General features: G+C 42.2%; 17 protein-coding genes and 1 pseudogene. 8 read left to right on the top strand and 10 right to left on the bottom strand.

Features of this window, described 5'->3' with window-relative positions; all coding sequences use genetic code 11:
• Window positions 1-79: 79 nt before the first annotated feature.
• From DVB69_RS09075 to DVB69_RS09065, 3 genes are read right to left on the bottom strand one after another with little or no spacing between them, the layout of a single operon-like run.
• Window positions 80-1,891 (bottom strand): ABC transporter substrate-binding protein, encoded by a 1,812-nt coding sequence (locus tag DVB69_RS09075; protein WP_116018709.1) that lies wholly within the window; start codon window positions 1,889-1,891, stop codon window positions 80-82.
• 27 nt (window positions 1,892-1,918) lie between these two features.
• Window positions 1,919-3,415: an ABC transporter permease gene (locus tag DVB69_RS09070; protein WP_116018707.1), complete on the bottom strand. Its 1,497-nt coding sequence runs from the start codon at window positions 3,413-3,415 to the stop codon at window positions 1,919-1,921.
• A 13-nt stretch (window positions 3,416-3,428) separates the two neighbouring features.
• Entirely contained in the window at window positions 3,429-4,850 is a 1,422-nt protein-coding gene (locus tag DVB69_RS09065) for an ABC transporter permease (RefSeq protein WP_370452937.1), read from the bottom strand.
• 123 nt (window positions 4,851-4,973) lie between these two features.
• Here DVB69_RS09065 and DVB69_RS09060 point away from each other — a divergent pair, with 123 nt between their 5' ends.
• Window positions 4,974-6,713 (top strand): ABC transporter ATP-binding protein, encoded by a 1,740-nt coding sequence (locus DVB69_RS09060; protein WP_116018705.1) that lies wholly within the window; start codon window positions 4,974-4,976, stop codon window positions 6,711-6,713.
• Between the two features lie 114 nt (window positions 6,714-6,827).
• On the opposite strand, the gene DVB69_RS09055 is transcribed toward DVB69_RS09060, so the two are convergent.
• Window positions 6,828-9,827, bottom strand: coding sequence for an efflux RND transporter permease subunit (locus tag DVB69_RS09055; RefSeq protein WP_116018703.1), 3,000 nt, complete (start codon window positions 9,825-9,827; stop codon window positions 6,828-6,830).
• A gap of 709 nt (window positions 9,828-10,536) precedes the next feature.
• Here DVB69_RS09055 and mqo point away from each other — a divergent pair.
• The gene (gene mqo / locus DVB69_RS09050) at window positions 10,537-12,087 is read left to right on the top strand and encodes a malate dehydrogenase (quinone) (RefSeq protein ID WP_116018701.1); all 1,551 of its coding nucleotides are present in this window, start codon (window positions 10,537-10,539) and stop codon (window positions 12,085-12,087) included.
• A 169-nt stretch (window positions 12,088-12,256) separates the two neighbouring features.
• Here the strand turns inward: mqo and DVB69_RS09045 are convergent, their stop codons facing one another.
• Window positions 12,257-12,586: a DUF3889 domain-containing protein gene (locus tag DVB69_RS09045; RefSeq protein WP_116018699.1), complete on the bottom strand. Its 330-nt coding sequence runs from the start codon at window positions 12,584-12,586 to the stop codon at window positions 12,257-12,259.
• Window positions 12,587-12,720: 134 nt separating this feature from the next.
• Here DVB69_RS09045 and DVB69_RS09040 point away from each other — a divergent pair, with 134 nt between their 5' ends.
• On the top strand, window positions 12,721-13,230 hold the full coding sequence (locus DVB69_RS09040; protein ID WP_116018697.1) for a methylated-DNA--[protein]-cysteine S-methyltransferase: 510 nt from the start codon (window positions 12,721-12,723) through the stop codon (window positions 13,228-13,230).
• Window positions 13,231-13,448: 218 nt separating this feature from the next.
• Window positions 13,449-13,862, top strand: a complete 414-nt coding sequence (locus DVB69_RS09035) for a YoqH family protein (protein ID WP_233505364.1) — start codon at window positions 13,449-13,451, stop codon at window positions 13,860-13,862.
• On the opposite strand, the gene DVB69_RS09030 is transcribed toward DVB69_RS09035, so the two are convergent.
• A complete protein-coding gene (locus DVB69_RS09030) occupies window positions 13,833-14,198 on the bottom strand; it encodes a hypothetical protein (RefSeq protein WP_147300770.1) in 366 nt (121 codons plus the stop codon). The two genes, DVB69_RS09035 and DVB69_RS09030, sit on opposite strands and share 30 nt — an antisense overlap.
• Window positions 14,199-14,325: 127 nt before the next feature.
• Between DVB69_RS09030 and DVB69_RS09025 the strand changes: the two genes are divergently transcribed.
• The 3 genes from DVB69_RS09025 to DVB69_RS09015 all read left to right on the top strand — a co-directional run bounded on the left by DVB69_RS09025 (window position 14,326) and on the right by DVB69_RS09015 (window position 18,610).
• Complete coding sequence (locus DVB69_RS09025) at window positions 14,326-15,120, top strand: ABC transporter ATP-binding protein (protein ID WP_116018691.1); 795 nt, start codon at window positions 14,326-14,328, stop codon at window positions 15,118-15,120.
• Window positions 15,113-16,741 (top strand): hypothetical protein, encoded by a 1,629-nt coding sequence (locus DVB69_RS09020; RefSeq protein WP_116018689.1) that lies wholly within the window; start codon window positions 15,113-15,115, stop codon window positions 16,739-16,741. Before DVB69_RS09025 ends, DVB69_RS09020 begins: the two co-directional genes overlap by 8 nt.
• A gap of 216 nt (window positions 16,742-16,957) precedes the next feature.
• A complete protein-coding gene (locus DVB69_RS09015; protein WP_158541069.1) occupies window positions 16,958-18,610 on the top strand; it encodes a methyl-accepting chemotaxis protein in 1,653 nt (550 codons plus the stop codon).
• Between the two features lie 373 nt (window positions 18,611-18,983).
• Here the strand turns inward: DVB69_RS09015 and DVB69_RS09010 are convergent, their stop codons facing one another.
• The 3 genes and pseudogenes from DVB69_RS09010 to DVB69_RS09000 all read right to left on the bottom strand — a co-directional run bounded on the left by DVB69_RS09010 (window position 18,984) and on the right by DVB69_RS09000 (window position 21,260).
• Window positions 18,984-19,379: a hypothetical protein gene (locus DVB69_RS09010; RefSeq protein WP_116018685.1), complete on the bottom strand. Its 396-nt coding sequence runs from the start codon at window positions 19,377-19,379 to the stop codon at window positions 18,984-18,986.
• A 117-nt stretch (window positions 19,380-19,496) separates the two neighbouring features.
• Window positions 19,497-19,989 (bottom strand): annotated as a pseudogene (locus tag DVB69_RS09005) (ECF transporter S component).
• 416 nt (window positions 19,990-20,405) lie between these two features.
• Entirely contained in the window at window positions 20,406-21,260 is an 855-nt protein-coding gene (locus DVB69_RS09000) for a GNAT family N-acetyltransferase (RefSeq protein WP_116018683.1), read from the bottom strand.
• A gap of 166 nt (window positions 21,261-21,426) precedes the next feature.
• Here DVB69_RS09000 and DVB69_RS08995 point away from each other — a divergent pair, with 166 nt between their 5' ends.
• Complete coding sequence (locus tag DVB69_RS08995; RefSeq protein WP_116018681.1) at window positions 21,427-22,878, top strand: NAD(P)H-binding protein; 1,452 nt, start codon at window positions 21,427-21,429, stop codon at window positions 22,876-22,878.
• 194 nt (window positions 22,879-23,072) lie between these two features.
• Here DVB69_RS08995 and DVB69_RS08990 read toward each other — a convergent pair whose 3' ends face one another.
• Window positions 23,073-23,699 carry a nitroreductase family protein gene (locus DVB69_RS08990; protein ID WP_116018679.1) on the bottom strand — a complete coding sequence of 209 codons (627 nt, stop codon included), beginning with the start codon at window positions 23,697-23,699 and terminating at the stop codon, window positions 23,073-23,075.
• Between the last annotated feature and the right edge of the window lie 72 nt (window positions 23,700-23,771).

Raw genomic sequence — 23,771 nt, 5'->3', positions numbered from 1 at the left:
AATCCTCAAACAGTATCAAACTTAAGAATGTAAAAACCGCACTCCAACCTGAAAACTCAAGTTGGAGTGCGGTTTTCAATTATTCTTTGTGATAGGCATCCATAAACTCTTTTACCTTGTCAGAATCAGCTACGAGCTCGTTTCCTGTATCTACGAGGGGGCTGACTGTTGAGTAAGCTTTTTTCTTGTTGCCTTGGTAATAGTTCAAAAATTCATCTTGATTGATGGAGAATAGTACAGCTTTACGTAAGTTTTCACTCTCTGAAACTTTTCGTCCGGCTGTGTTGAATTGCAAATAAGTAACGGCGTTGCTGTCGCTCTTTTGAAGTAGCAAGTTATCGTCTTTTTCAACGAGGTCGTACTTCGTTTCCGGAACTCCGTTAAAGAGATGAATTTCACCGTTACGTAAGGCCGACAGAGCACTATCAGAGTCATCGATGAAACGTACAGTTATGTTTGAAATCTTAGGTTCAAAATCACTTCCCGTACGATATCCTGGATTTTTAACGAAGTCTGCTTGGTAATCGTTTTTCTTCACAAGTATATAAGGTCCACTTGCATACAGATGGTTGTTATAAGTTGCACCTTCAGTTACTGTGCGCTGATCTCCGTATGGAATATCTTTGTCGATGTTAAAGGATGCGACGTCATATGTGTTAATACTTTTCACTTGTTTCTCTGATACGATTCCTGCAGATTGGTGAGCCAAATAGTTCAGAACTTGAGGGAAGGGTTCTGTTGTTGTCACTTTAACTACTTGGTAGTTTCCTTTACTATTGTCAGCTTCTGTTTTACTATCAACGATTTTGGATAGCTTTGTATCAATTCCATTTTCCAGTGACTCTAGAATGGTTTCTTCACTACCGGATTGTTTTGCATTCTTCAACTCTGACAAATCGGTAACAATTTCAGCGCTTTTAATACGTTCGTGTAAGCTATACGTTCTGTGATCAGGTACGGAATCCTTATCTTTTGCACGTTCCAGAGAGAATACAACATCTTCTGCTCCGACACGTTCTCCAGTGTCAGTTGCTTTTTCGTTTGATACGGATGCAAAGTTAATGTCGTCTCGAAGAAGGAAGTAGTAATCTGAATTTCCTTCAGCCATCGCATAGTTATAAGAAAGTGAACCATCTGATACGACTTCGTCTTCATCCGTCAAGTTGACAAGACGTACGTACATATTTGTGTTGAGTGTATTAATAGAACCATCATTCCCTTTAATGGGATCCAGCGAAGTCAAATCTCCTATTGCTTGTTGCGTCACCAGGGGTTCAGTTGTGCGTTGTGCTGCATCTTTAAAGTCAATGGTTTCCCATGGAATTGCACGAGATTTTGCGAGTCTTACTGAATCTGGATTTAACACTTTTTTGTTTACTCCTTGTGCTTTATAAGAGTTATAGAGGGGGGCGATGAAGGCTTTTTCTGTAACGAGTTGCTGTTCAAGTTGCTTGTATGTTTTTGTGTATTCATCCGCTGTTTCCCTACTTGCTTGGTCGATCAATTCATCTACTATAGAGTCCTTAAAAAGGCTATTCGCGCCGTCAGATTTGAATAACGCACGTACGGCATAGTCAGGGTTACCGGTAACTGTCGTCCAGCTCGAAAGTGCAAGGTCGAAGTTTCCAGCATCTTTTTGTGACGAAAAGGTTCCATAATCCGGTTGGATGTTCAATTTGACGTCAAACCCATTCTTGATGAGTTGGTCACGTACAATATTTAAGTCTTCTTCGCCTGAACCCATTCCAAGGACTTCGATTTGCACTTTCTCATTCAATCCGCCCTTACCATCGTCGCCTTTACCCTCAGTTTCAACCTCTGATTTAGTTTTGACACAGCCTGAAAGTACGAGGACGAGCAGTAAGGCTAGTGTTAATAATTTCTTTTTCATAGATGAATCCCTCCAAGTTTTTAGTAGTTAGTCTAGCTTAGGATCTAGCGCATCGCGCAATCCATCACCCAAGAAGTTGAATGAGAGAACGAGCAATATAATTGCAAGTCCGGGGAAAATTGCGAGATACGAATTCGATTCCAGATACGTACTCCCCACTTTCAAAATATTTCCCCACTCTGGAATATGAGGCTCGACTCCAAGGCCTAAGTAACTTAGACTACTTGTCGCGATGACGGCACCACCAATTGTTAAAGTAGATTTTACAATCATAGGGGCAAGTGAATTAGGTACAACTTGTTTAAACAGTATTGAAAAGTCTGATGCGCCAAGTGCTTTTGCAGAATCGACGAAATCGTAATTTGACACCATAAGGACATTCGCTCGCATCGTACGGGCATAGGTTGGAATTGCCCCAACGCTTAGTGCAATAATTAGATTGACTGTATTGGCTCCAAATGCTGCGATAATGGCAATCGCGAGTAGGATCCCAGGAATCGAATAAAGAATATCTAATAAACGCATAATCCAATTGTCGATACGATTGCTGTAATAACCAGCAATTGCACCAAGGAACCCACCAATTAGGCCCGGAACAATCGTAGCTGCAAAGCCTACGAGTAATGAAATCCTGGCCCCGAACACAATTCTTGAAAATACGTCTCTGCCAAAGTTATCCGTTCCAAACGGGTATTCAAGACTAGGAGTTTGTAAAATAGCACCGTAATTGTTTTCCACTGCGAGCGCATAATCAAATGTGAATCGGCTCGTGATAGAAATGGCAAGCATGAGTAAAATGAAAAACATGCCTAGAACTGCAGTAGAATTGCGAGTGATTTTCTCCCACATCACATTCCATTTCAACAGTCGGGAAGAATCGAAGCGCCTAGCCTTCATGAATAGGCTCCAACCTAAAAGTAAGGCAAATAAGTTACCTGTAACGGCTGTTGCCATTAAAAAAATGGCAAGGACAGACATCCAACGTGGGGCTGAATACTCTCTCACATAACGGACTGACAGGATGAGAGCTACTAGGTGAAATAGAGTAATAAGAAGAAGGCTCGCCATCGCGATAAGAAACGTATCGCTGACATACGGTTTAAATAGATTCACTGAGCTTATAGCAATAACAGCTAGTTGAGTCAGTAGCATATACACCGCAAACGTGTATTCAGGGGTCTTCCTTTTATTAATTAAGTTGAAAGCAAAAGTAGCTGCGAAAATATTACCCGTCAGTAAACTTGCTAATTGGACATAACCTAAACGCCTGGTCCCTGCATGGATTTCTCCTGTGGAGAGAAGATCCTTTTTCATCTTCAGTGTAATGAAGAGCTGAAATACAGCCGTTACCATGTAGGCACAAAACAGGGAAAATACAAACGGGTTCAGTTCTTTCGTGTTAGTTGGAAAACTGTTCCACAAGAAGATTCCAGCGAGTACTACCGAGAGAATCCATGTGAAATTGGCTTGAGGATATTCTTTTGAAATCACTAATGCATGACGATTGTTTGTGGAATCTTTCATCCTTTCACCTACTTTACGATTGGTTTATCTTAGAGCGAATTCGCGGATCTAGGAATGCATACAAAATATCAATGAGTAAATTGACTAACGAGATAGTAATTGCAATATAGACAACACCACCCATGATGGCGGGGATATCGGGTATGAATTGCTTATCAACGATGTAACTCCCAATTCCTCTAATGTTGAAGACCTTCTCCGTAACGGCAGCACCTCCAAGCATGCCCCCAAACAAAAGACCGATGACAGTGATGACTGGAATCATCGCGTTCCCGACAGCGTGTTTCCACAACATCTGCCCCTTAGAAAGACCTTTTGCTCGTGCTGTGATGATGTAGTCTTCGTGAATAATTTCAAGTAACGATGAGCGCATCATTCTCGCAATAGAAGCTGTAAGTGCAGTCCCGAGAACGACGACAGGCATAATCATGGATAGGTGATTACTAGGACTATACGTAGCTGGCAACCAATTGAGCTTAATCGAGAAGTTTAGAATGAAGATAAGTCCTTGCCAAAAGTTCGGAATGGATAAGCCAATTAATGCAATGAACATGAAGGAGTAATCCAGAAACGAATTCGGTCGAGTTGCAGAAAGAATGCCGACTGGGATTGCAATGACAACTGCCATAATGACCGAGAACAGTGCAATCGTTAACGTAACCGGGAACTTGTTGGCGATGCTCGTTGCGACATCTTCATTACCTGCAAATGAAGACCCCAGATCGAACGTAGCAATACCTTTTATCGCATTCCATAGTTGTTGCCAATAGGATAGGTCAAGACCGTGTAATTGGTTGAACGCTGTAATCTGTTCCTGTGTCGCCGATTCGCCAAGAATATTGGAGGCTGGATCGAAAGGAGAAATATAGAGAATCGTAAACACCAAAATCGCGACTCCTATAATAACCAGTACACTTTGGATAAGTCTTTCAGCGATATAGGTTAGGAACGGATTGCTAGTTAGCAGTAGTATTGCGTACATAAGAACCCCAGGTAGTAAAGTAACGAGTAAAAATTGCGGACGTTCTAGTAGGGTATGAAAGTAAACCAAATACGTTTCTTTTCGGATTCCTTTCTGCGTAAAATATTCTTCCGTACGGCGTGCAATCTCTTTTTCTACCCTTTCATCCGCCAGCTTTTCAGCCACTTTATTTATTTCTTTATCACTTGTATTCTCTTGAAGGAAGTTCCGCTTTCGTACGAGTTGATCTACATACTCAGAATGCCATTGAGCAATACATTGTTTTTCTGAGAGTTCCGAACGGATGTTGTTCAACTCAGTATCGCGCGTTTGGTCTTTTTTCCTAACCAAGTAAATAAAATAAATGACTAGATGAACGGGGAACCCCGCTAGAAAGAGCAGAACTTGAAGCACTATTTTTCCCTGGGCCTCTTTGTAAGACTGTTGAAAAAGTGAAGCTACATTCAGCGCCAATTATTCCACCACCTTTTTATATTGTTTAATTCCGATCAGTATACTAGACTATAGTCAAATAGATAATAGTTGTCAATTCTATTCTTGAAACAAAATAAACATGACAAAAGGGGGGGATTCCCTGTGGAACCCATATTGAGAGTAAAAGATTTACACGTTTCCTTTACGATGAGGGATGAAGACTTCCAAGCCGTTCGTGGAGTGAGTTTTGAGGTTGGAAAAGGGGAAACCCTTGGTATTGTAGGAGAATCAGGCAGTGGAAAAAGCGTAACTGCGCGTTCCATTATGCGTTTGTTACCTTCGCCGCCTTCGTATATGAAAGAGGGAATGATTGAATTTCAAGGAGAAAATTTAAACTTGAAGACAGAGAAGGAAATGGAAAGTATTAGAGGGAAAGGAATTGGGATGATTTTTCAAGATCCTATGACGTCTTTAAATCCGACTAAAAGAATAGGGAAACAGATATGCGAAAGCATTATAAAACATAAGAATGTCTCAAAGAGAAAAGCAAAGAGAGAAACGATTGAGCTTTTAAATATGGTTGGCATTAAGGATAGTGAAGTTCGGTATAACCAATACCCCCATGAGTTTTCTGGAGGGATGCGTCAACGGGTTATGATTGCAATTGCTCTTGCTTGTAAACCTGCACTACTAATTGCAGATGAGCCTACGACTGCACTAGATGTAACTATTCAAGCACAAATTCTCGATCTCATGAAAAATATTCAACAACGTTTTGGCACTTCTATAATATTAATTACTCACGATTTGGGAGTAGTAGCGGAAATGTGTGATCATGTCGTAGTTATGAAGAAAGGCGAAATTGTGGAGACCGGAACAACGCTTGAGGTGTTTGAAAGTCCAACACATCCATACACTAAAAAGCTCTTAAATGCACTACCTAGACTTGATGAAAAGAAGAAGGAGAAACGTGTATCCCAATTACCAGAAGGAATTGATAAGACGATTCCTCTTGTTCAAGTGACGTCTCTTAAGCAACATTTCGATAGTGGGAAAAATGGATTGACTAAAGCGGTTGACGATATTAGTTTCCACATTCGGCCTGGTGAAACACTTGGCCTTGTGGGCGAATCAGGGTCTGGGAAGTCTACAACAGGTCGTGCAATTTTACGGTTGGACGATCCGACGGAAGGTGAAGTGTTGTACCAAGGGATGGCCATCAACCGTTTTACTTCAAAAGAGATGAAGAATATGAGAAAACATATGCAAATGATTTTCCAAGACCCATATTCTTCTCTAAATCCCCGCTTCAAAATACTCGACATTATCGGGCAAGCTCTAGATATTCATCGAATGAGTAAGAACAAAGCTGAACGTAAGAAAAGGGTTGAAGATTTGCTAAGGATGGTTGGTTTGGAACCCGAGCATGCCATGCGGTATCCCCATGAATTCTCTGGCGGTCAGCGTCAAAGAATTGGAATTGCACGAGCTCTTGCAGTGGAGCCGGATTTCATCGTCTGTGATGAACCCTTATCTGCACTGGATGTATCGATTCAAACACAGATTGTAAAACTTCTGGAGGATTTGCAACATAAGCTTGGTCTCACTTATTTATTCATAGCTCACGACTTGTCAATGGTGAAGCACATCAGTGATCGGGTGGCGGTTATGTACGCTGGGAAGATTGTCGAGTTGGCTGAAAGCGAAGAACTGTACAATAACCCTTTACATCCGTACACAAAGTCCCTGTTAGCAGCTATTCCAATTCCGGATCCTAGGATGGGTGCAAACAAACATCGCCAACTGAACAAACAGGATATAGCAGATAGGAAGTTCAATGTAGAAAATACAAAACTGGTAGAAGTAATGGAGGGGCATTGGGTGGCCCAAGGAATAGAGTAACCAGTTAAGTAACTCACATGACAAATATACAATTTAGTATCTGAAAAATTGATGCAGTGCATCACAAAGCCTCATTCAGCCTAAGTCTTCCGCTGAATGAGGCTTTTAATTTCATTAAGTTTCTGTTTTCGTTTTACTAACAGTGAACACTCGATACACCGAAGGAATAAGCAACAATGTAATGAAGGTCGCAAACAGCAGTCCTGAAATGAGTACTGTTGCGAGAGGTGCTTGGTAGTTCCCTGATACGCCAGATGCGAGTGCAAGGGGCAACATACCACCAACCGTCGTTAACGTTGTCATGAGGATGGGACGTATCCGCTGTTTCCCTGCTGCAACGAGTGCCTCTTCAACGGATCGCCCTTCTGAACGCAGCTGATTTGTCCGGTCAATCAGCAAAATTGCATTGTTTAAGACGATACCAATGAGCATGATAATCCCCATACCCGACAAGAGATTTAGTTCCCTTTGAGTTACGACCAATCCGATTATGACTCCGACTATTGCCATTGGGATGATGGACATGACAATGAAAGGGTGCCCTAAGTGATTGAACTGTACAGCCATAACAAAATATACAAGGAATAATGCAATGGTCAATACAGCGACCATTTCCATCATCAGTTCTTGTTGCTGCTCGATATCACCAGCGACTCCAACGGTATATCCATTAGGCGTGTTAAAGGCCTTCAAGACCTTTTGTACATCTCGATTGATGGCCCCTAAATCTCTTCCTTCAGTATCCGCTGAAACAGTAATATAACGTTCGCCATCCTTATGCATAATTTCATTTGGCGTCTGAACAGCGTTTAAATCTATGAAGGTAGACAATTTCTTTTCTCCATCCGTCGTTGGAATCTTTAAATGGAGCAAGGCTTCTGCGGTAGTTGTTCTTGAGTCCCAACTTGCGATTAATGGAACTGCCTGATCCGCAATCGTGATTTGTCCGATAGGTGTATGGATAAACGTTTCTTCGAGGAATTGTTTCACTTGAAGTGTAGATAACCCTGCGGCCTGGATTGCTTCCTCCTTCAATACGATGAGTTGCTCAGGTGAAGTATGCTGCATGGTATCCGTAATTCCAACAATCCCGTCAACAGCACCAAGTTTTTGTTTAAATCCTTCTGCTAGCTTTTGTAAGGAGTCAAAGTCTTCTCCTTTAATGATCACTTGAACGGGGGATCCTGCCAAGCCGTCCATGGAGCTTTGAACACTCATAATTGGCGTGGATGGCACCAGTTCACGTAACTTTTTAAGTATCTCTTCATTAACTTCTTTTTGTCCTTTGTGAATCTCATCGCCTTTTGTCATATTAATGATTCCAATGAGTAACCCGTCTGTATCCAATATATAGTTGGATTCAATATCCTGAATGGCTTCCAGACGTTCATTCACATCTGCGATCACGTCTGCTTTATCTTTCTCGTCAATACCCGATTCCAATTCCATCACGACTTCTGTATATCTGTTGAAAATGTCCGGCATCACCGTCATCGGGATTTTAGGGACTAAGAAGAGAGAGCCGACGAAGAGTGCAGAAAACAAGGCAATGACGAGAATACTACGTTTCTTTTTTCTGACGATCCAAGAAATGGCTGCACTGTATACTTTGGTAATAGCACCTTCCTTAGGAACCGCAGACCTCTTTTTGAACAGCAAGAATCTTTCGGATAAAGTTGGTATTACCGTAAAAGCGACAATGACGGAACTGATCAACGTAATGGCAACAACAATTGACAAGATGATCATAAGCCGACCAAGATCGCCGCCAATGAACCCGATAGGTAAGAACACCACGATTGTCGTCAACATGGATGCAAAAACTGCACCAGCAACTTCCTTTGTACCAATAAGAACCGATTCCATATTTCCGAGTCCAAGTTCTCTCTGCCGGTAAATCGATTCCAGAATTACGATAGATGAATCCACCATCATTCCAATCCCTAATCCTAATCCAATGAGGGTCAGCATGTTTAGACTATAGCCTAATAGGTGAACGGTTAAAAAAGTGAGGAGAACGGAAGTAGGGATGGATACCCCGATAATGAGTGTCGCACGGATGTTTCGCAGAAAAACCAGTAGAATCGCAATCGCGACAATACTACCTATTAATATATTGACTGTGACCCCGTCAATCGACTCTTTCACAAAGTCTGCCTGGGCAACCATTTCGTTTAAGGTGAAGTCTTCGATAAGTCCTTCTTCACGGATTTTTTCGATTTCCTTGCGAACTGCTTTTGCCATGTCTATTTGGTTTACACTGGCGGAGCGGCTAATTTGCACGAATACTAAATCCTGCATGCCGTTTTTCCATACGAATGATGAGCCTTCAAGGGGCACTAAGGAAACCGTTGCTAGTTCATCCAAAAAGATAGTCCCAGTGGCTGTAGGAATTTCTAGTTGTTCAAGGGATGTCACACTATCCAATTTTGTATCCCATCTAACCGTTGCGTTGTCTTGATCGTCTATTAGTTCCCCGAGCGTCACTTCTGAATTCGCTTGAGCAACTACGTTAATTACTTGTGAAATATCCAACTCGTGTTTAAGCAACTCATTGCGCTTAAATTGAATGGCAATTTCTGACTCGGACATTCCTGACAGACTCACATCTGCAACCTCAGGTAGGTCGTCAAGCCGTGGTTTTAAGACGTCTTTTGAGAAATCAGACATGGTGTTCATATCTCCGCCGGCCACGTCCATATAGAACTCATAGCCTTGGCTCACACCATATTGACTTGAAGAGATCTCTTTAATCTCAGGATGAGCTGCTGTTAGTTCCGTCACGACTTGATGGACTTCTTTGGATAACTCTTCTCCCCGTCCACGTTCAAAAGTGATTTGTAAAGCGCTATTCCCCCTGTTGGTCTTGGACTGAATTTCTTGTACGCCGTCAATGGCCATGATCTTTTGTTCAAGGGGGGTAGTAATCGTTCGCTCTAAATCGATGGCAGATAGTTCTCCAGCATCGACGTTGACATAAGCACCATCCATTCCGACAGAGGGCATAATTTCCTTGTCCAATTGAAGAACAGCGAGCCCCCCAAGAGCGATAATCAGAACAGATAGCAGACCTACTAATACTTTTTTTCTAACGATATATTCTAAAATACGCAACGCAAGACCTCCTTTTGCTTTTTACTATCTCCAACATAACGTTTCATTCGGAAATTTCAGACGACACTTAGTCTGATTCTTTCTCATCCTTTGGATGTAGAAGAGAATTTCATTCATCTCATTCTCAAGACTATTCTTCAGTGTCTTCAATCATTACACTTCACGTATATCCCTATTTTACGCGGACGTAAGTGAATCAAAAAAACTGTACGCCGCCTTAGAATATAAGGTGGCGTACAGTTTTTTATTCATAATAATCAACATCCAACTAGTTCTTTGTCTCGCTACAAGTAAATGGATGGTGAGTGCGCAATGCTTTCTTCTGCTATATAGTTACGCAGAGCTGCCTTCTCCCCTTTATAGTAAGTGTATATAAGCTACCTCAATTTCGTACTTAGACGGAAGGTCGTGAAAATTAGTAATTAGGGAGATTTCTGTATCGTTTTCTATAATCCTATTTGTTCACTAATTACCTTGCTTCTGAGAGTTGAACAAAAGGTTTTTTATGTTTGGGATTTGTACGCCTCCTCAAACATCTCCCTTTTGTATCTCCTTGAATTAGTCTATAATTGGGAAGGTAAAGCACATTTATTTATTAATCAATCAAACCGTATAGATTAAGATCAGGGGTATTAGCAGTACAAAAAAGATGCTGTGGGAGCGTTTCTCGTCATCTTTTTTGCAAATTTAGTATATAAGGATGGATCAAATGAGCAAAAGAGATACGAATACAGACGTTATTTTGATTGGCGCAGGCATTATGAGTGCCACGCTCGGAGCGATGCTGAAAGAGGTAGCTCCAGAGTGGAATATTACCATGTTTGAAAAGCTTGACCGTGCAGGGGAAGAGAGTTCGAATGAATGGAATAATGCGGGTACAGGTCACGCGGCATTATGTGAACTGAACTATACGACGGAAAAGGCAGACGGCTCCATTGATATTAGCAAAGCAATTAAAATCAACGAACAGTTTCAAGTATCTAAGCAGTTCTGGTCATTTTTAGTAGAGAACGGAAGAATTCAACGTCCTGAAGACTTCATCCGTTCACTCCCACATATGAGTTATGTGCAAGGTAAGGATAATGTGACGTTTTTAAAGAAACGCTATGAAACGATGAAGCAAAATCCTCTGTTTCAAGATATGGAGTACACAGAAAACCGTGAAACGTTAAAAGAATGGGTCCCTGTGATGATGGAAGACCGTGTAGATACTGACCCGATCGCAATTTCTAAAATCGATGCTGGAACGGATGTCAATTTCGGTGCTCTTACAAACATGCTTTTCGATCATCTACAACATGAAAATGTCGATCTTCAATACCGACGTAGTGTAGAGGACTTGAAACAGAAGAGTGATGGGCGCTGGGAGTTGAAAGTTCGTAACTTGGTGAGCGGGGAAATCGAACGCCACACGGCGAAGTTTGTTTTCATCGGCGGTGGCGGTGGAAGTCTTCACTTGCTGCAAAAGTCTGGTATTCCTGAAGGTAAAGGAATAGGTGGCTTCCCGGTTAGCGGTCTGTTTTTAGTGTGTAACAACCCAGAAGTTGCAGAAAAGCATTACGCCAAAGTATATGGGAAAGCTTCGGTCGGTGCACCGCCGATGTCTGTCCCTCACTTGGATACGCGTTATATTGATAACCAAAAGTCTTTACTGTTTGGACCGTTTGCTGGCTTCTCACCTAAGTTCTTGAAAACAGGTTCAATGATGGACTTGCTATCTTCAGTAAAGCCGAACAACGTCTTCAATATGCTATCGGCAGGTATGAAAGAGATGTCGCTGACGAAGTATCTTGTTCAACAGCTTATGCTATCGAAAGAACAGCAAGTTGAAGAGTTACGTGCGTTCATTCCAAATGCGAAGGTTGATGAGTGGGATGTTGTCGTTGCAGGTCAGCGCGTGCAAGTCATTAAAGAAACAGAGGCTGGCGGAAAAGGAACACTACAATTCGGAACAGAATTGATCAACGCATCAGACGGTTCAATTGCTGCCTTGCTCGGAGCATCCCCTGGAGCGTCGACAGCCGTTCACGTCATGATCAATCTACTCAACACGTGTTTCCCAGAGCGTAAAAATGAATGGGAAGCTAAATTCAAAGAGATGATTCCTTCATACGGCATAGCACTGGTGGAAAATCCAGATGTGCTTCGTGATGTGAAAGCGGCAACTGCGAAGTCACTGAAGCTCGAAGAAGATCCCTTAGTCGTTGAGGGTTCTGATACCAGTGTTATTGAACTGGAGATCTTACCAAAAAAGAATTAACAACTATAAGTTACCCCCTTACTGATTCTGTGTAAGGGGGTTTTGCTGAGTGGCTGCAAATGAATATGTAACGGCTATATGGGAAAACTGAGTTTCTAAAAAATCTATAAAGTGAAAACTTATATTTAGCATAATTCAATATATGAAGTGAAAGTCATCGCTTTTCACTTCATCCAGGCGGTATAATCTCATGAAACTTCACACTATCCAGTTTTTCAGTTTCCGTGACATACGTCACTCTAACGACAACGCCGTATTCCCGTTTCCCTTCACGCAACCAGAGGCGGAACGTTGCAACAGTGGAGCCATTATTCGCGGCGCTTCCCATATACAAGTAGTCAACAATACTAGCTTTCGGATAGTTGGATTGGGTTTGTTTAATGGCTAGTCTCGACCACTTAGCATAGGCGGGAGCATCTTCCTGTACCACTTCAGCAATTTGAGGATGAGGTGAATAAGTGACTATGAAAAGTCCGATCGCAATCGCAATTTTAATCATCAAAACGGTTCACTCCTTTTTGGTAGGATGCGTTTTTTTGCATGTTTTATACAGAGCGAATGGGTGTGAAGTAGCGTCATAATTCTTTTTTGGTTACACTATAGAAAAAGAAAATCGGGGAGGACATCGTGATTATGCAACCATCCATTTATCATGAAGAAGCTAGTATTGCCACGTCAAAAGTGGAGTATCAATCGCCAATTGGTGTAATTGAAATCGTGGGTACTGAGGAAGCGATTGTTTCGATTTTATTTTCTGATACTGAAGTTGTCAGGTCAGAGCTTAAAGATTCCACCTTTCAAGTAGTCAAAGACTGCTACAACGAGCTGGATGAATACTTTAACGGGACACGTATTGAGTTTACGGTTCCTTATACAAATGAGGGAACCGAATTTAGACGAAACGTCTGGCAAGCACTTACGGAGATTCCTTATGCACAAACTGCATCTTATCGAGATATCGCCTGTTCAGTCGGCAACGAAAAAGCAGTGCGAGCGGTTGGTACGGCGAATGGGAAAAACCAACTGAGCATTCTCATACCGTGTCACCGGATTATCGGATCGAACGGAACGTTGACTGGATACGCAGGTGGCTTGTGGCGGAAAGAATGGCTGCTCGCGCATGAACAAAAAAATAACCAATGATTTTAGCATGAAAGGGAAGATGCAGTTTGAAGGGATTCATGCGGTAGTCAGGTTGGATTTCACGCGCATATCATTATGTTAAAAGGAAATACTACCTCTTAAAGTGAGGTAGGTGTAATTAGATGAAAGCTGGTCATTTGGTGTTTTTGATGCTGATGTTCAGTTTAATGGCTTTCTTCGTTGTAACTTTTGAAAAACCAACAGAGGTACAAGCGTTGATGGGTGAACAAGACAAGTCATCGAATGGAATTAAAGAGCCATGCAGTCTGGTTTTGGAGCCAGTCGATAAAAAACTTAAAAACGCAAAAGGTGTAGCATTAGTATACAAAGTGCAATTAAATCCACCCAGTTTTGCACGAACGAATATCAGTATCCTAGCTGTACATCTTCCTGAACCTTCGTCATATGGCGATTACGATAGCTATGAAGGATTTGCGTATATACCGGAAGAAATCAGCTGGCGGTTCAAGCTTTATCCCACAGCTGAGGAGTACAGTCCAAGTTGGGCTGGTCGATTTGACTTAATTACAGCAGACATGAAAAATGCGGTAGTACAGGTGCGTCTCTCCAATGGAAAAACAGATAGGCTCGGCCCTAGCGTTCTAACTAACACTATTAGCAACTGTAAGTGATTTATTCAACCGGATGCCTGCCCCGCTAGGTTCGGCGGTCAACCCGCCCGTTTCGGAGGAGAACCCGCCCGTTCCAGCGAGGAACCCGCCCGTTCCGGTGAGCAACCCGCTCGTTCCAGCGGTGAACCCGCTCGTTTCGGCGGTGAACCCGCCCGTTCCGGTGAGCAACCCGCTCGTTTCGGAGGAGAACCCGCCCGTTTCCGGGAGCAACCCGCCCGTTCCCACGGACAACCCGCCAATTCCAGCGAGCAACCCGCTCGTTCCGGCGGAGAACTCGCCCGTTTCCGGGAGCAACCCGCTCGTTCCAGCGGAGAACCCGCCCGTTCCCACGGACAACCCGCATATTCCCACTACATTCCCTTGCAAACTATTTATATATTCCCCATTATTCAAAAAAACAATTGGAATTTCCCTTACATCTTGTTACGCTTGAACAAATAGAGTGGTTTGGGGGAAATGATAGATGCAAACAGAACCAATTATTTCACTGCGCGACCTTACGATGGAATTCCCGGGGAAACGTGTTTTGGATGGAATTTCATTAGATGTATATCGAGGGCAGATCATCGGGTACATCGGACCGAATGGTGCTGGGAAAAGTACAACGTTGAAAATATTGCTCGGACTGCTTCAAGATTACAAAGGGACGGTCGAGATTTTCGGAAACGATTTACGTAACGAAGACCAGGACGTTAAACGGAGGATAGGCTATGTGCCTGAGAATGCGGAGATCTACGATACGCTGACACCTATGGAGTATCTGACGTTCGTGGGTGAGTTGTATGGCATGAAGCGCACGGTGGTAGAGGAAAAAGCAAGGCAGCTTATGACTGTTCTCGGATTGGAAGAAGTTCTACATACTCGGATTTCTTCCTTCTCTAAGGGCATGAAGCAAAAGGTGCTCATCATCTCAAGCTTACTACACGATCCTGATATTTTATTTTTAGATGAACCCTTGAGCGGACTGGATGCTAATAGTGTCATGGTCGTCAAAGATATATTGGCGATGCTCGCAGCGAATGGAAAAACGATTTTTTACTCCTCACACATAATGGATGTCGTAGAGAAAATCAGTAATCGTATTGTCCTTCTTTATAATGGGGAAATTGCTGCTGATGGATCATTTGATGAACTAAAAGGTCAGGGTGAAGCTGGGTCTCTTGAAATGTTATTTAATCAGCTGACCGGTTTTAATGAACACCAGCAAACTGCGAAGCGTTTTGTAGACCTTGTCACAGGTGGTGAAACGGATGGGTAACTTCCGTTCGCTGCGTTTTATGGACTTATTTAAAGTTATCTTCCAAATGTTTGGGATTGACTATTCTTCAATGCGGACAATTGTTGGTCTGAAGCTGACAATGGATGAACGGCGCATCCCTGTCGTGTTTTCACAAACGAAGCTAAAAGAAGGAAACCAGTTTCTAAAATCACTTGGATTGTATGTGATATACGGTTTGGCAACAATCCCTTTCCTGTTCTTTGGTGACAGCGCGATGCTGCAGATGGGAATTGTATTCGGAATTGCGATGTTTATGATCATGACATCCCTTATTGCGGATTTTTCTAGTGTGCTACTAGATGTTAGGGATCGAATTTTACTAGCTGCTGCTCCTGTAGATGATCGAACGCTGAATGCCGCTAAGCTCGTCCACATCAGTATTTACATGACACTAATCGCGCTTTCATTGCTCGGCATTCCATCAATCGTAATCCTTATATCTAAAGGGATTTCGTTCTTCTTATTGTTTATAGTGATGATGATATTTCTGATGCTGCTCATTATCGCACTTACAGCGATCACATACATGGTGATGCTACGTGTTTTCGATGGAGAACGACTAAAAGATATGATCAACTACGTACAGATCCTATTATCAGTAGGAGTATTTGTTGGATATCAAGTGCTAATTCGTTCGTTTGACTTCGTGGGCTTAACCGTTTCTTATGAGTTCAATTGGTGGCATTTCCTGATTCCACCATTATGGTTTGCAGCACCTTTTGAATGGTTACTAGGAGGCAATACGAGTCGGCCGCTCATTGTGCTCTCGATAATTGCAGTTATCATTCCGATGTTTGCAATTTGGATGTACGTCCGTAAAATGCCGCTCTTTGAACGTGACCTTCAGAAGCTAATGTCAGAAGCAAGAGGTGGAAAACAACAACGTGCCGTGATGATGAGGTTCTGGGAATGGATGCTCTGCAGAAACAGTGAAGAACGTGCGAATTTCCGATTTTCATGGCAGCTGATGAAGCGAGAACGCGATTTTAAACTGAAAGTGTATCCATCGTTAGGTATAGGATTTGTGGCACCGTTCCTTTTTTTATATATCTTTTTATCCGATGGAACATGGCAAGACATGATAAATTCCAATATGTATTTCATGATTTACTTTGGTTTTGTCATCATTGGTCCTCTTGCAGTGATGCTGAGTTATTCGAGTAAATTCAAAGGGGCCTGGATCTATGCGGTTGCTCCGATAACAAGTGTGTCCCGTGTGAAACGAGCGGCTTTAAAAGCAAGCCTGTCACAGTTGTTTTTACCAGTGTATCTCCTTCAGGCAGTAATATTTACAGTATTGTTCGGCTGGCGCATTGTTCCAGATCTCGTTATCGTACTGTTTTCAGCGATCCTCTATGCAGTCATTTGTTACGCAATAGGCGCTAAAGGTACATTGCCATTTTCACTTCCAATGGGTGAGTCTGTTCAATCTGGAACAGCAAAGCAGATTATCCTCATGCTACTTATCGGAGTTTTTGTAGGAGTTCATATCCTGATGTCTAAGATTCCATATGGAACTCCAATTTACTTAGCCGTGATTGTAGTTGGATGTCTAGTCGGTTGGAGGATGTTGCTTCCGATAAAACATAAGAAAATCTAAACGTAAATGAAACCTGTCAGGCATATAAGCTGCTTAGACAGGTTTTTTAATGTTTTTTCAACTTCATCCTGGGCATAGGTTACTGGTATAATATATAAGAACTACAAAATAGAGTGAATAAGTAGTATGATATTACTACTACAACATATATCAAATTAGAAGAGGTGAATCGATGTGTCATCTTTGAAATTCAAAAGTATTAAGTGGAAGATGTTGATGGGGTTTTTGACAGTTATCATACTTGTAACCGCATTAGGTATATACAATTACCAGTCTGTGAGAAAAGTTAATTTAGAGACTGAAAATATCATTGATGAACAAGTTCAATTGCTGATTTCAAATACACAAATAGCAAACTCCATGGCGAATGGCCTACGGGTGACAAATAGCTATTTGTTAACAGGGGACTCTAAATATAAAAATCAGTTTGATGAGTTTAGTGATCACGGTGTTCATTACGCTGATCATATGAAAAAAGTGTTGGGAGAAGAACACTTTGACTCGACTGGTGTGGATCTGGCGGCAGAATGGCGTGCAAGTATTATTCAGGACGTGTTCGGTGAGTATGATAAAGGAAATGAAAAGCAGGCATTGAGTAATTTAGCTGAACTGGATTCAATTGGTGAAGAATCGATTGAAACATTTAGCCATTGGGCATTAGTTGGGGAGGACCAAATTAATGAGTTGGGACAAGGCGTTATAAAAAGTGGAAAGACAACGCTCACGGTCATAGTTGTAGTCACACTAATTGTAATTATCCTTAGTGTAATTGCTTCGTTAATTACTTCACGAATCATCACAAAACCTCTAAATGCGGTAAAGGGTAGAATGCAATTGATTGCCCAAGGGGATTTAAGTATGGATCCACTAATTACGCACTCGAAGGATGAACTAGGAGCACTTGTGCTTGCGACGAATGAGATGCAGGAAACAACACGAGGCTTGCTTCATAACATTAATCGGTTATCTGATATTGTCTCGGTCCAAAGTGAAGAACTCACGAGTACAGCTCATGAAGTGCGAGAAGGGTCTAGTCAGATGTCATCTACTATGCAAGAACTATCTTCAGGAGCAGAAAACCAAGCGAACAGCGCGAGCGATTTGTCAGGATTGATGGATTCATTTACTTCAAAAATAAATGAAGCCAATAATAACGGACAACATGTTCAAGAAACTTCTGCGGGTGTTCTTGACATGACGGAAAAAGGAAGTCAATTAATGGTATCGTCTACCACACAAATGACTAAGATTGATCAGATCGTTCTAAATGCCGTGCAGAAGGTTGAAGGGTTGGATGTACATTCACAAAGGATTTCCGCACTAGTTTCCGTGATCCAAAGTCTTGCTGACCAAACAAACCTTCTTGCACTAAACGCAGCAATTGAAGCTGCACGGGCGGGTGAGCACGGAAAAGGATTTGCAGTTGTTGCTGATGAAGTTAGGAAACTAGCTGAGCAATCATCTTCATCGGTTACTGACATTACAGAAATTGTTCATCAAATACAAAGTGAATCTTCAAGTGTCGTTGCGTCTTTGCAAGAAGGTTATCAGGAAGTGGAACAAGGTACCGAACAAATTTTGACGACTGGACATACGTTTAACCAAATTAGTCATGAGTTAACGGAGATGGTCACTAACATTGGCAACGTTTCTAATAACCTTTCAGAAATTGTTTCAAGCAGCCAAAACATGACAGATTCTATTCAAGAAATTGCTGCAATTTCTGAGGAGTCTGCTGCTGGGATTGAACAATCTTCTGCCGCCTCACAACAAATCGGCAACACGATGGAAGAAGTCGCAGAAAAGTCAAAAGACCTTTCCCAACTTGCGTTAGAATTGAATGAGTTGGTAGGGAAGTTTAAGCTTTAATGGAGTTAAAGTGAACTTGCGTAATAAACCTGCATAGCGAAATAAGCTATGCAGGTTTATTTTTTGGTCCTAAGAAAGGTATTATGACTTCGAACCTTTTCCGATTGCTTCCTGCTGTCAGGAAAAGTGTCCTGTTCATTACCTTATTTTTTGTTCCAGGTTTTCAGGGCAACTATCGTCAAAGGAAAGGAGTTCTACCATGTTTTTTAAAGAGATTACACTTCTAAATGAAGAACGAAAAGTGTGATATCCCTTCACCATACCTTCAGTGAAGTCGTTGAGTGAACTAGAGTTAACACAAGTTTTTTAAAGAATTATTCGAAGGCGGACAACCGTTTGAGGTGCTGTATTGTAGAAGAATTTTTTTATGTCCTCAGCGCTTGTCTACTACTTGGAATTCTAATTCTTTTTTACTAAGACCTTTTAATTTGATAGCTTTTTCACTTTCAACAAGCGGATCATCTACGGCATGATTGATAGTAGCTGTAATAATTGGTTGACTGAGCCGTTTGTGTGCTTTGAGATGGAGGGTGCTGTAAGAGTTCGGCTCATTCAAGTGATACACGATGTACGTATGGTCCCCATGGTGATATGTACTGAATGCTTCATGACTTGGTGATTCCCTCAAGCCTTGTTGTACATGATCTGGCAGTTTTGATGAATTGACTACTTCATACTTCAATGGATGATGCATAGCGCTATATATACCAAGAGCGATTAAGAGAATTAGCACAACATATGTGAAATCCCATCCGTGTTTTTTCTTCAAGTAGAAAACCGTCCTTCACAAATTGTTTGTACTAATACGTTAGCAAGCCAAAAGGGTTCCCATTATTCAAACTAAAAAGCCAAGTTCCGATTCAAAAGGAACTTGGCATGTAGTAGGTTATTTAAACAGGGTGGTTTTCTTAAGTAGAACACACACAGGAATTGCTATAGCGATTCCAACTGCACTTTGTACAAGGTTTCCAGGAATTGAAGCGAGGGGAACCGCCCAGCTTTTATAGATAATGCTTTCCCCGAAATAATAGCCAACGAGCATCACAGGGATGGAAACTGTCATAGCGATCACGTTAACTGTCGTACTAGTTCCTTTACGCCCATTTGACCAAGCGATCTTGCCGACAACGTATCCTTGTAAACCTCGAGCTATTAGGCTGATGGTTGCCCATAACGTCCACCCGGACACTAGGTCGAAGAGGCCCATTCCATATGCTCCTGCAATCGCCCCTTTTTTAGGTCCAAACAAAATAGAGAAGACAAAGAGCATCCCTGTACCCAGATGCACAAGCCCCCCCATTGGCGGTAATCGGCAATTTGATATTCAATAATAGAGTAGCAACAAATACAAGTGCGATTCCCATAGCGGATAAAACCATATCAAACGTACTAGATTGAGTTTTAATAGTTGGAACAACAGCTTTTATTATTTACGACCTCCTCATCATTTCTGCGATTGCTGCAGTATTGCTAAACTTTAGCAAAGCACTGATCTAATAGGAAGTATCAATATTGAATAAAATGAAGGGGTCAGATTGATAGTGTGAGGTAATAAGTTACGATAAGTGCTAGATCCGGACAGCGACCCGCTCGTTTGTGCGCTCAACCCGCCCGATTGGGACAGCGACCCGCTCGTTTAGGCGCTCAACCCGCCCGATTGAGACAGCGACCCGCTCGTTTAGGCGCTCAACCCGCCCGATTCACCGAACAACCATCAATTCCAGAGAAGAACCTAATAAATTAAGATCACCACCATATACTTACTTAATATCTAACTTCAAAGCACCAATTTAATTTAATCCCTCACTTCAAACCCCAACTGAACAGAATCCGCAATCTTTCGGTATCCGATTTCCTGATAAATCTTGTTGGAAGTTGGGTTCAGCATGTCTGTGTAGAGGATGCAAAATTGGTATTGTTTTAATAATTCCGCAGAAAAGTCTGCAACGAGGGTCCGTGCATAGCCTTTTCTACGGTGTTCAGATGGTGTATAGACGAAGGACACGGTAATGCTGTTTTGAGTAGGCCTTGCGTGTTTTGCACACGCGACAGGAATTCCGTTGTCTTCCCACAGCACAATTTCCTGACGTTCAATAGTGCGAGCTACCCACTCAGTAGATTGTTCAGGAGTCACTTCGGGCATTTTGGTATCTTCTATAAATCCGAGATGCCATTTTTCAAGTAATGGCTTGTCTGACTCTTTGGCAAGCCTGCGTGTTCCAGGACTTTTCTCAAGGGTTTCATCCACTTTATCCAACCGATATAACCCTTGATCCATAATGATTTTGGAGGGTTGTTGGGTCTTGGCGGTCCAGCTATCGGCGAATCGCTCCGCCCAAGGTTTTAAACTGATGATGGAAGGAAGAGGTATATTGTTAGAAAGTAAGTAATTAGTCAAACCATCGATTGCCGAATCCATATGCTGTTCATCCGTGAAAATCATGTTGAGCGGAAAAGGTGGCGTCATTTGGAACAATGCGATTACATGGCCTTCTAGCTCTGCAGTTGCCATGAACGGTTCTTCCACCATGCCTGCTTTAATGGCTTGCAATACTCCATTGAACAGACTGAAAACATCTTCGCCTTCTGATAAAGTCTGTTCTGCTTTGGCGGCAAATACTAATGGGTCGTTAAAGTTTACTATTTCCATTGAAACACCCCTTCTTGTAATGAATTGAGTATACGCATAGACGGGGGAGTTTTCAATCATTTATTATGGAAATTCTTGCAAGTTAGACAGAAGAAAGATGAGGGCTTAGGTAAAAGAGTGCAAGGGTAGAGAAGGATAGAGTGACAGACCATAGGAGGCGGATGGAATGGCAGAAAGAAAGCCAGTGGTAGCGATAGCTGGAGCAAGCGGATATATTGGCCATAACTTGCTAGGTTGTTTAAAAGGGAAAGCAACGGTCATTGGATTATCCCGAAACGGCGGAAGACGTAAAGATACTGAAGATGTGAAGTGGCGATCGTGTGATTTGTTTTCAATGAAGGATGCAGAAAAAGGGTTAGAAGGTGCAGACATTGCAGTCTATCTAGTCCATTCAATGATGAAATCTGCAAAGCTGACACAAGGCAATTTTGAAGATATGGACGTAATTTTGGCGGATAACTTTGCACAAGCTGCAAAACGTCAAGGTATTCAGCAAATCGTCTATTTGAGTGGAATCATTCCTGAGGAACACGAATCCGAACTCTCCCAGCACTTAAGAAGCCGTTTAGAAGTAGAACGAATTTTGCGCGCCTATGATGTACCCGTGACTGCACTTCGAGCTGGTTTGATAGTCGGACCAAAAGGTTCTTCGTTTCCCATCCTGTCAAAGCTTGTGAAACGACTTCCAATTATGATCTTGCCGAAGTGGACGAGCACAAAAACTCAGCCAGTTGCACTGAAAGATGTGTTAACGGCGTTGACCTCCATCATTATGGACTTTGACTTGAAAGATCGTTCAATAGACATTGGAGGTCCGGATGTGATGACTTATCGAACGATGATGAAGGCGACGGCGAATGTGATGGGTAAAACCCCGAAGATGCTCGACGTGCCATTTTTCTCACTAACCCTTTCAAGATTATGGCTTAGACTTGTCACGAATACTCCAAAAGAGATGGTGTATCCACTTGTAGAAAGCTTGAAGCATCCGATGGTCGTCCATAAAAGTCATACAGTAGAAGGCATTAGTGATGGGCAAACCCCGTTTCAGGTAGCGGCGCAAATCGCCTTAGATGAAGAGGCTAAGAAAAAAAAGATAGCAACGCCACTAATGCCAACATTGGGACCCTTAAAACAAGACGTCCGCTCGGTTCAAAGGATTAAATTGCCACATGGATGGACGGCAGATGAGGCTGCACGTTATTACGTAAAATGGTTAGAGACGTTCTTAAACCCGTGGGTACATACAACGGTAGATAGTGATTTAAATTGTAAAATAGGATTCATAGGTAATCGTACGCTGCTGGAATTATCGTATTCCGGTGAACGCAGCACAGAAGACCGCGCGTTGTATTACATAACAGGCGGATTCTTGCTGGACGACCAAGCCAATGAGAGGGGACGAATGGAGTTCCGTAAAATACCTGGAGCTAGTGAAGCCATCATCGCAATTCACGACTACTTGCCATCGCTTCCGTGGTTTGTATACTACGTCACGCAAGCAAATATGCATGCGTTTATCATGAGTGCATTCAGAAAGCATATGCATAGACTGAGTGTTAGCGAGCGTGATCGTCAGTACGTTAGAAATTTAACGGTTGAAGAAGGTAGTCAATGAATTCTTACTGCCCACATCGTTGATTGACGGAGTGGGTAGTTTTTAATGTGGGTGGAATTAAACGGAATCGAGGAACAATTTAACTGGTGAAACCTATTAATGGGCGCGCTTTCGCTACTATCTAAATGAATCCACTGCAAATTCAGAGCAAAACAAAAAACACACCCATTTGGAGGGTGCGTTTTCTCTAACACTTATACAAATGTTGTAATTTTCTCAAGAGGCAGACGCGTCGAGCCATATGCAGGAGCAGCGGCTTTACCAAGCGCAATCAGCACGAGTGGAACGTAACGTTCTTCCAAGTTAAACTCTTTGGCAAATTGAGCTTTATCGAAACCGCCCATTGGGACTGTGTCGTAGCCTTTCGCTTTGGCAATCAACATCAATTGCATCGACACAAGTCCAGCATCAAACGCAGCAATCGTTAAACGTGCGTCTGTTGGCGCGTTGGGATAAAGTGCTTTTGCATTATCAATTTGTCGTTGGACATTTACTTCGTCGATGTTGCCTGCCTTCAAGTTTGATAAATAGATCTCATCGATATTGTGGTACATTTCTGTGTCACCGATCACAGCGATGATGGCCGAAGACGTTTCCATTTGCTCTTGGTTGAATGAGAACTCTTTAATTTTCTTTTTAGCTTCTTCGTCTTGGATGACGATGAAACGCCAAGGTTGTAAGTTACTTGAAGAAGGAGCAAGTGTTGCTTCTTGTAGCATATCTTCGATAACTTCAGGTGCAATCTGATATTCCGAATCGAATTTACGAACGGATTTACGAGCGTGAATGACTTCTGATAGGGGTGCAAATAGTTCTGTCATGTGAAAAACTCCTTTGTGGATTCATTTGAATTCAACTTACCTTTAGTAAGTACGTAATTCAGCTTACTATTG

It is taken from the genome of Sporosarcina sp. BI001-red, assembly GCF_003384035.1.
Classification (GTDB): Bacteria; Bacillota; Bacilli; order Bacillales_A; family Planococcaceae; genus Sporosarcina.
Note: the sequence above shows the minus strand (reverse complement) of the source record. Positions and strands in the feature narration are given on the sequence as shown.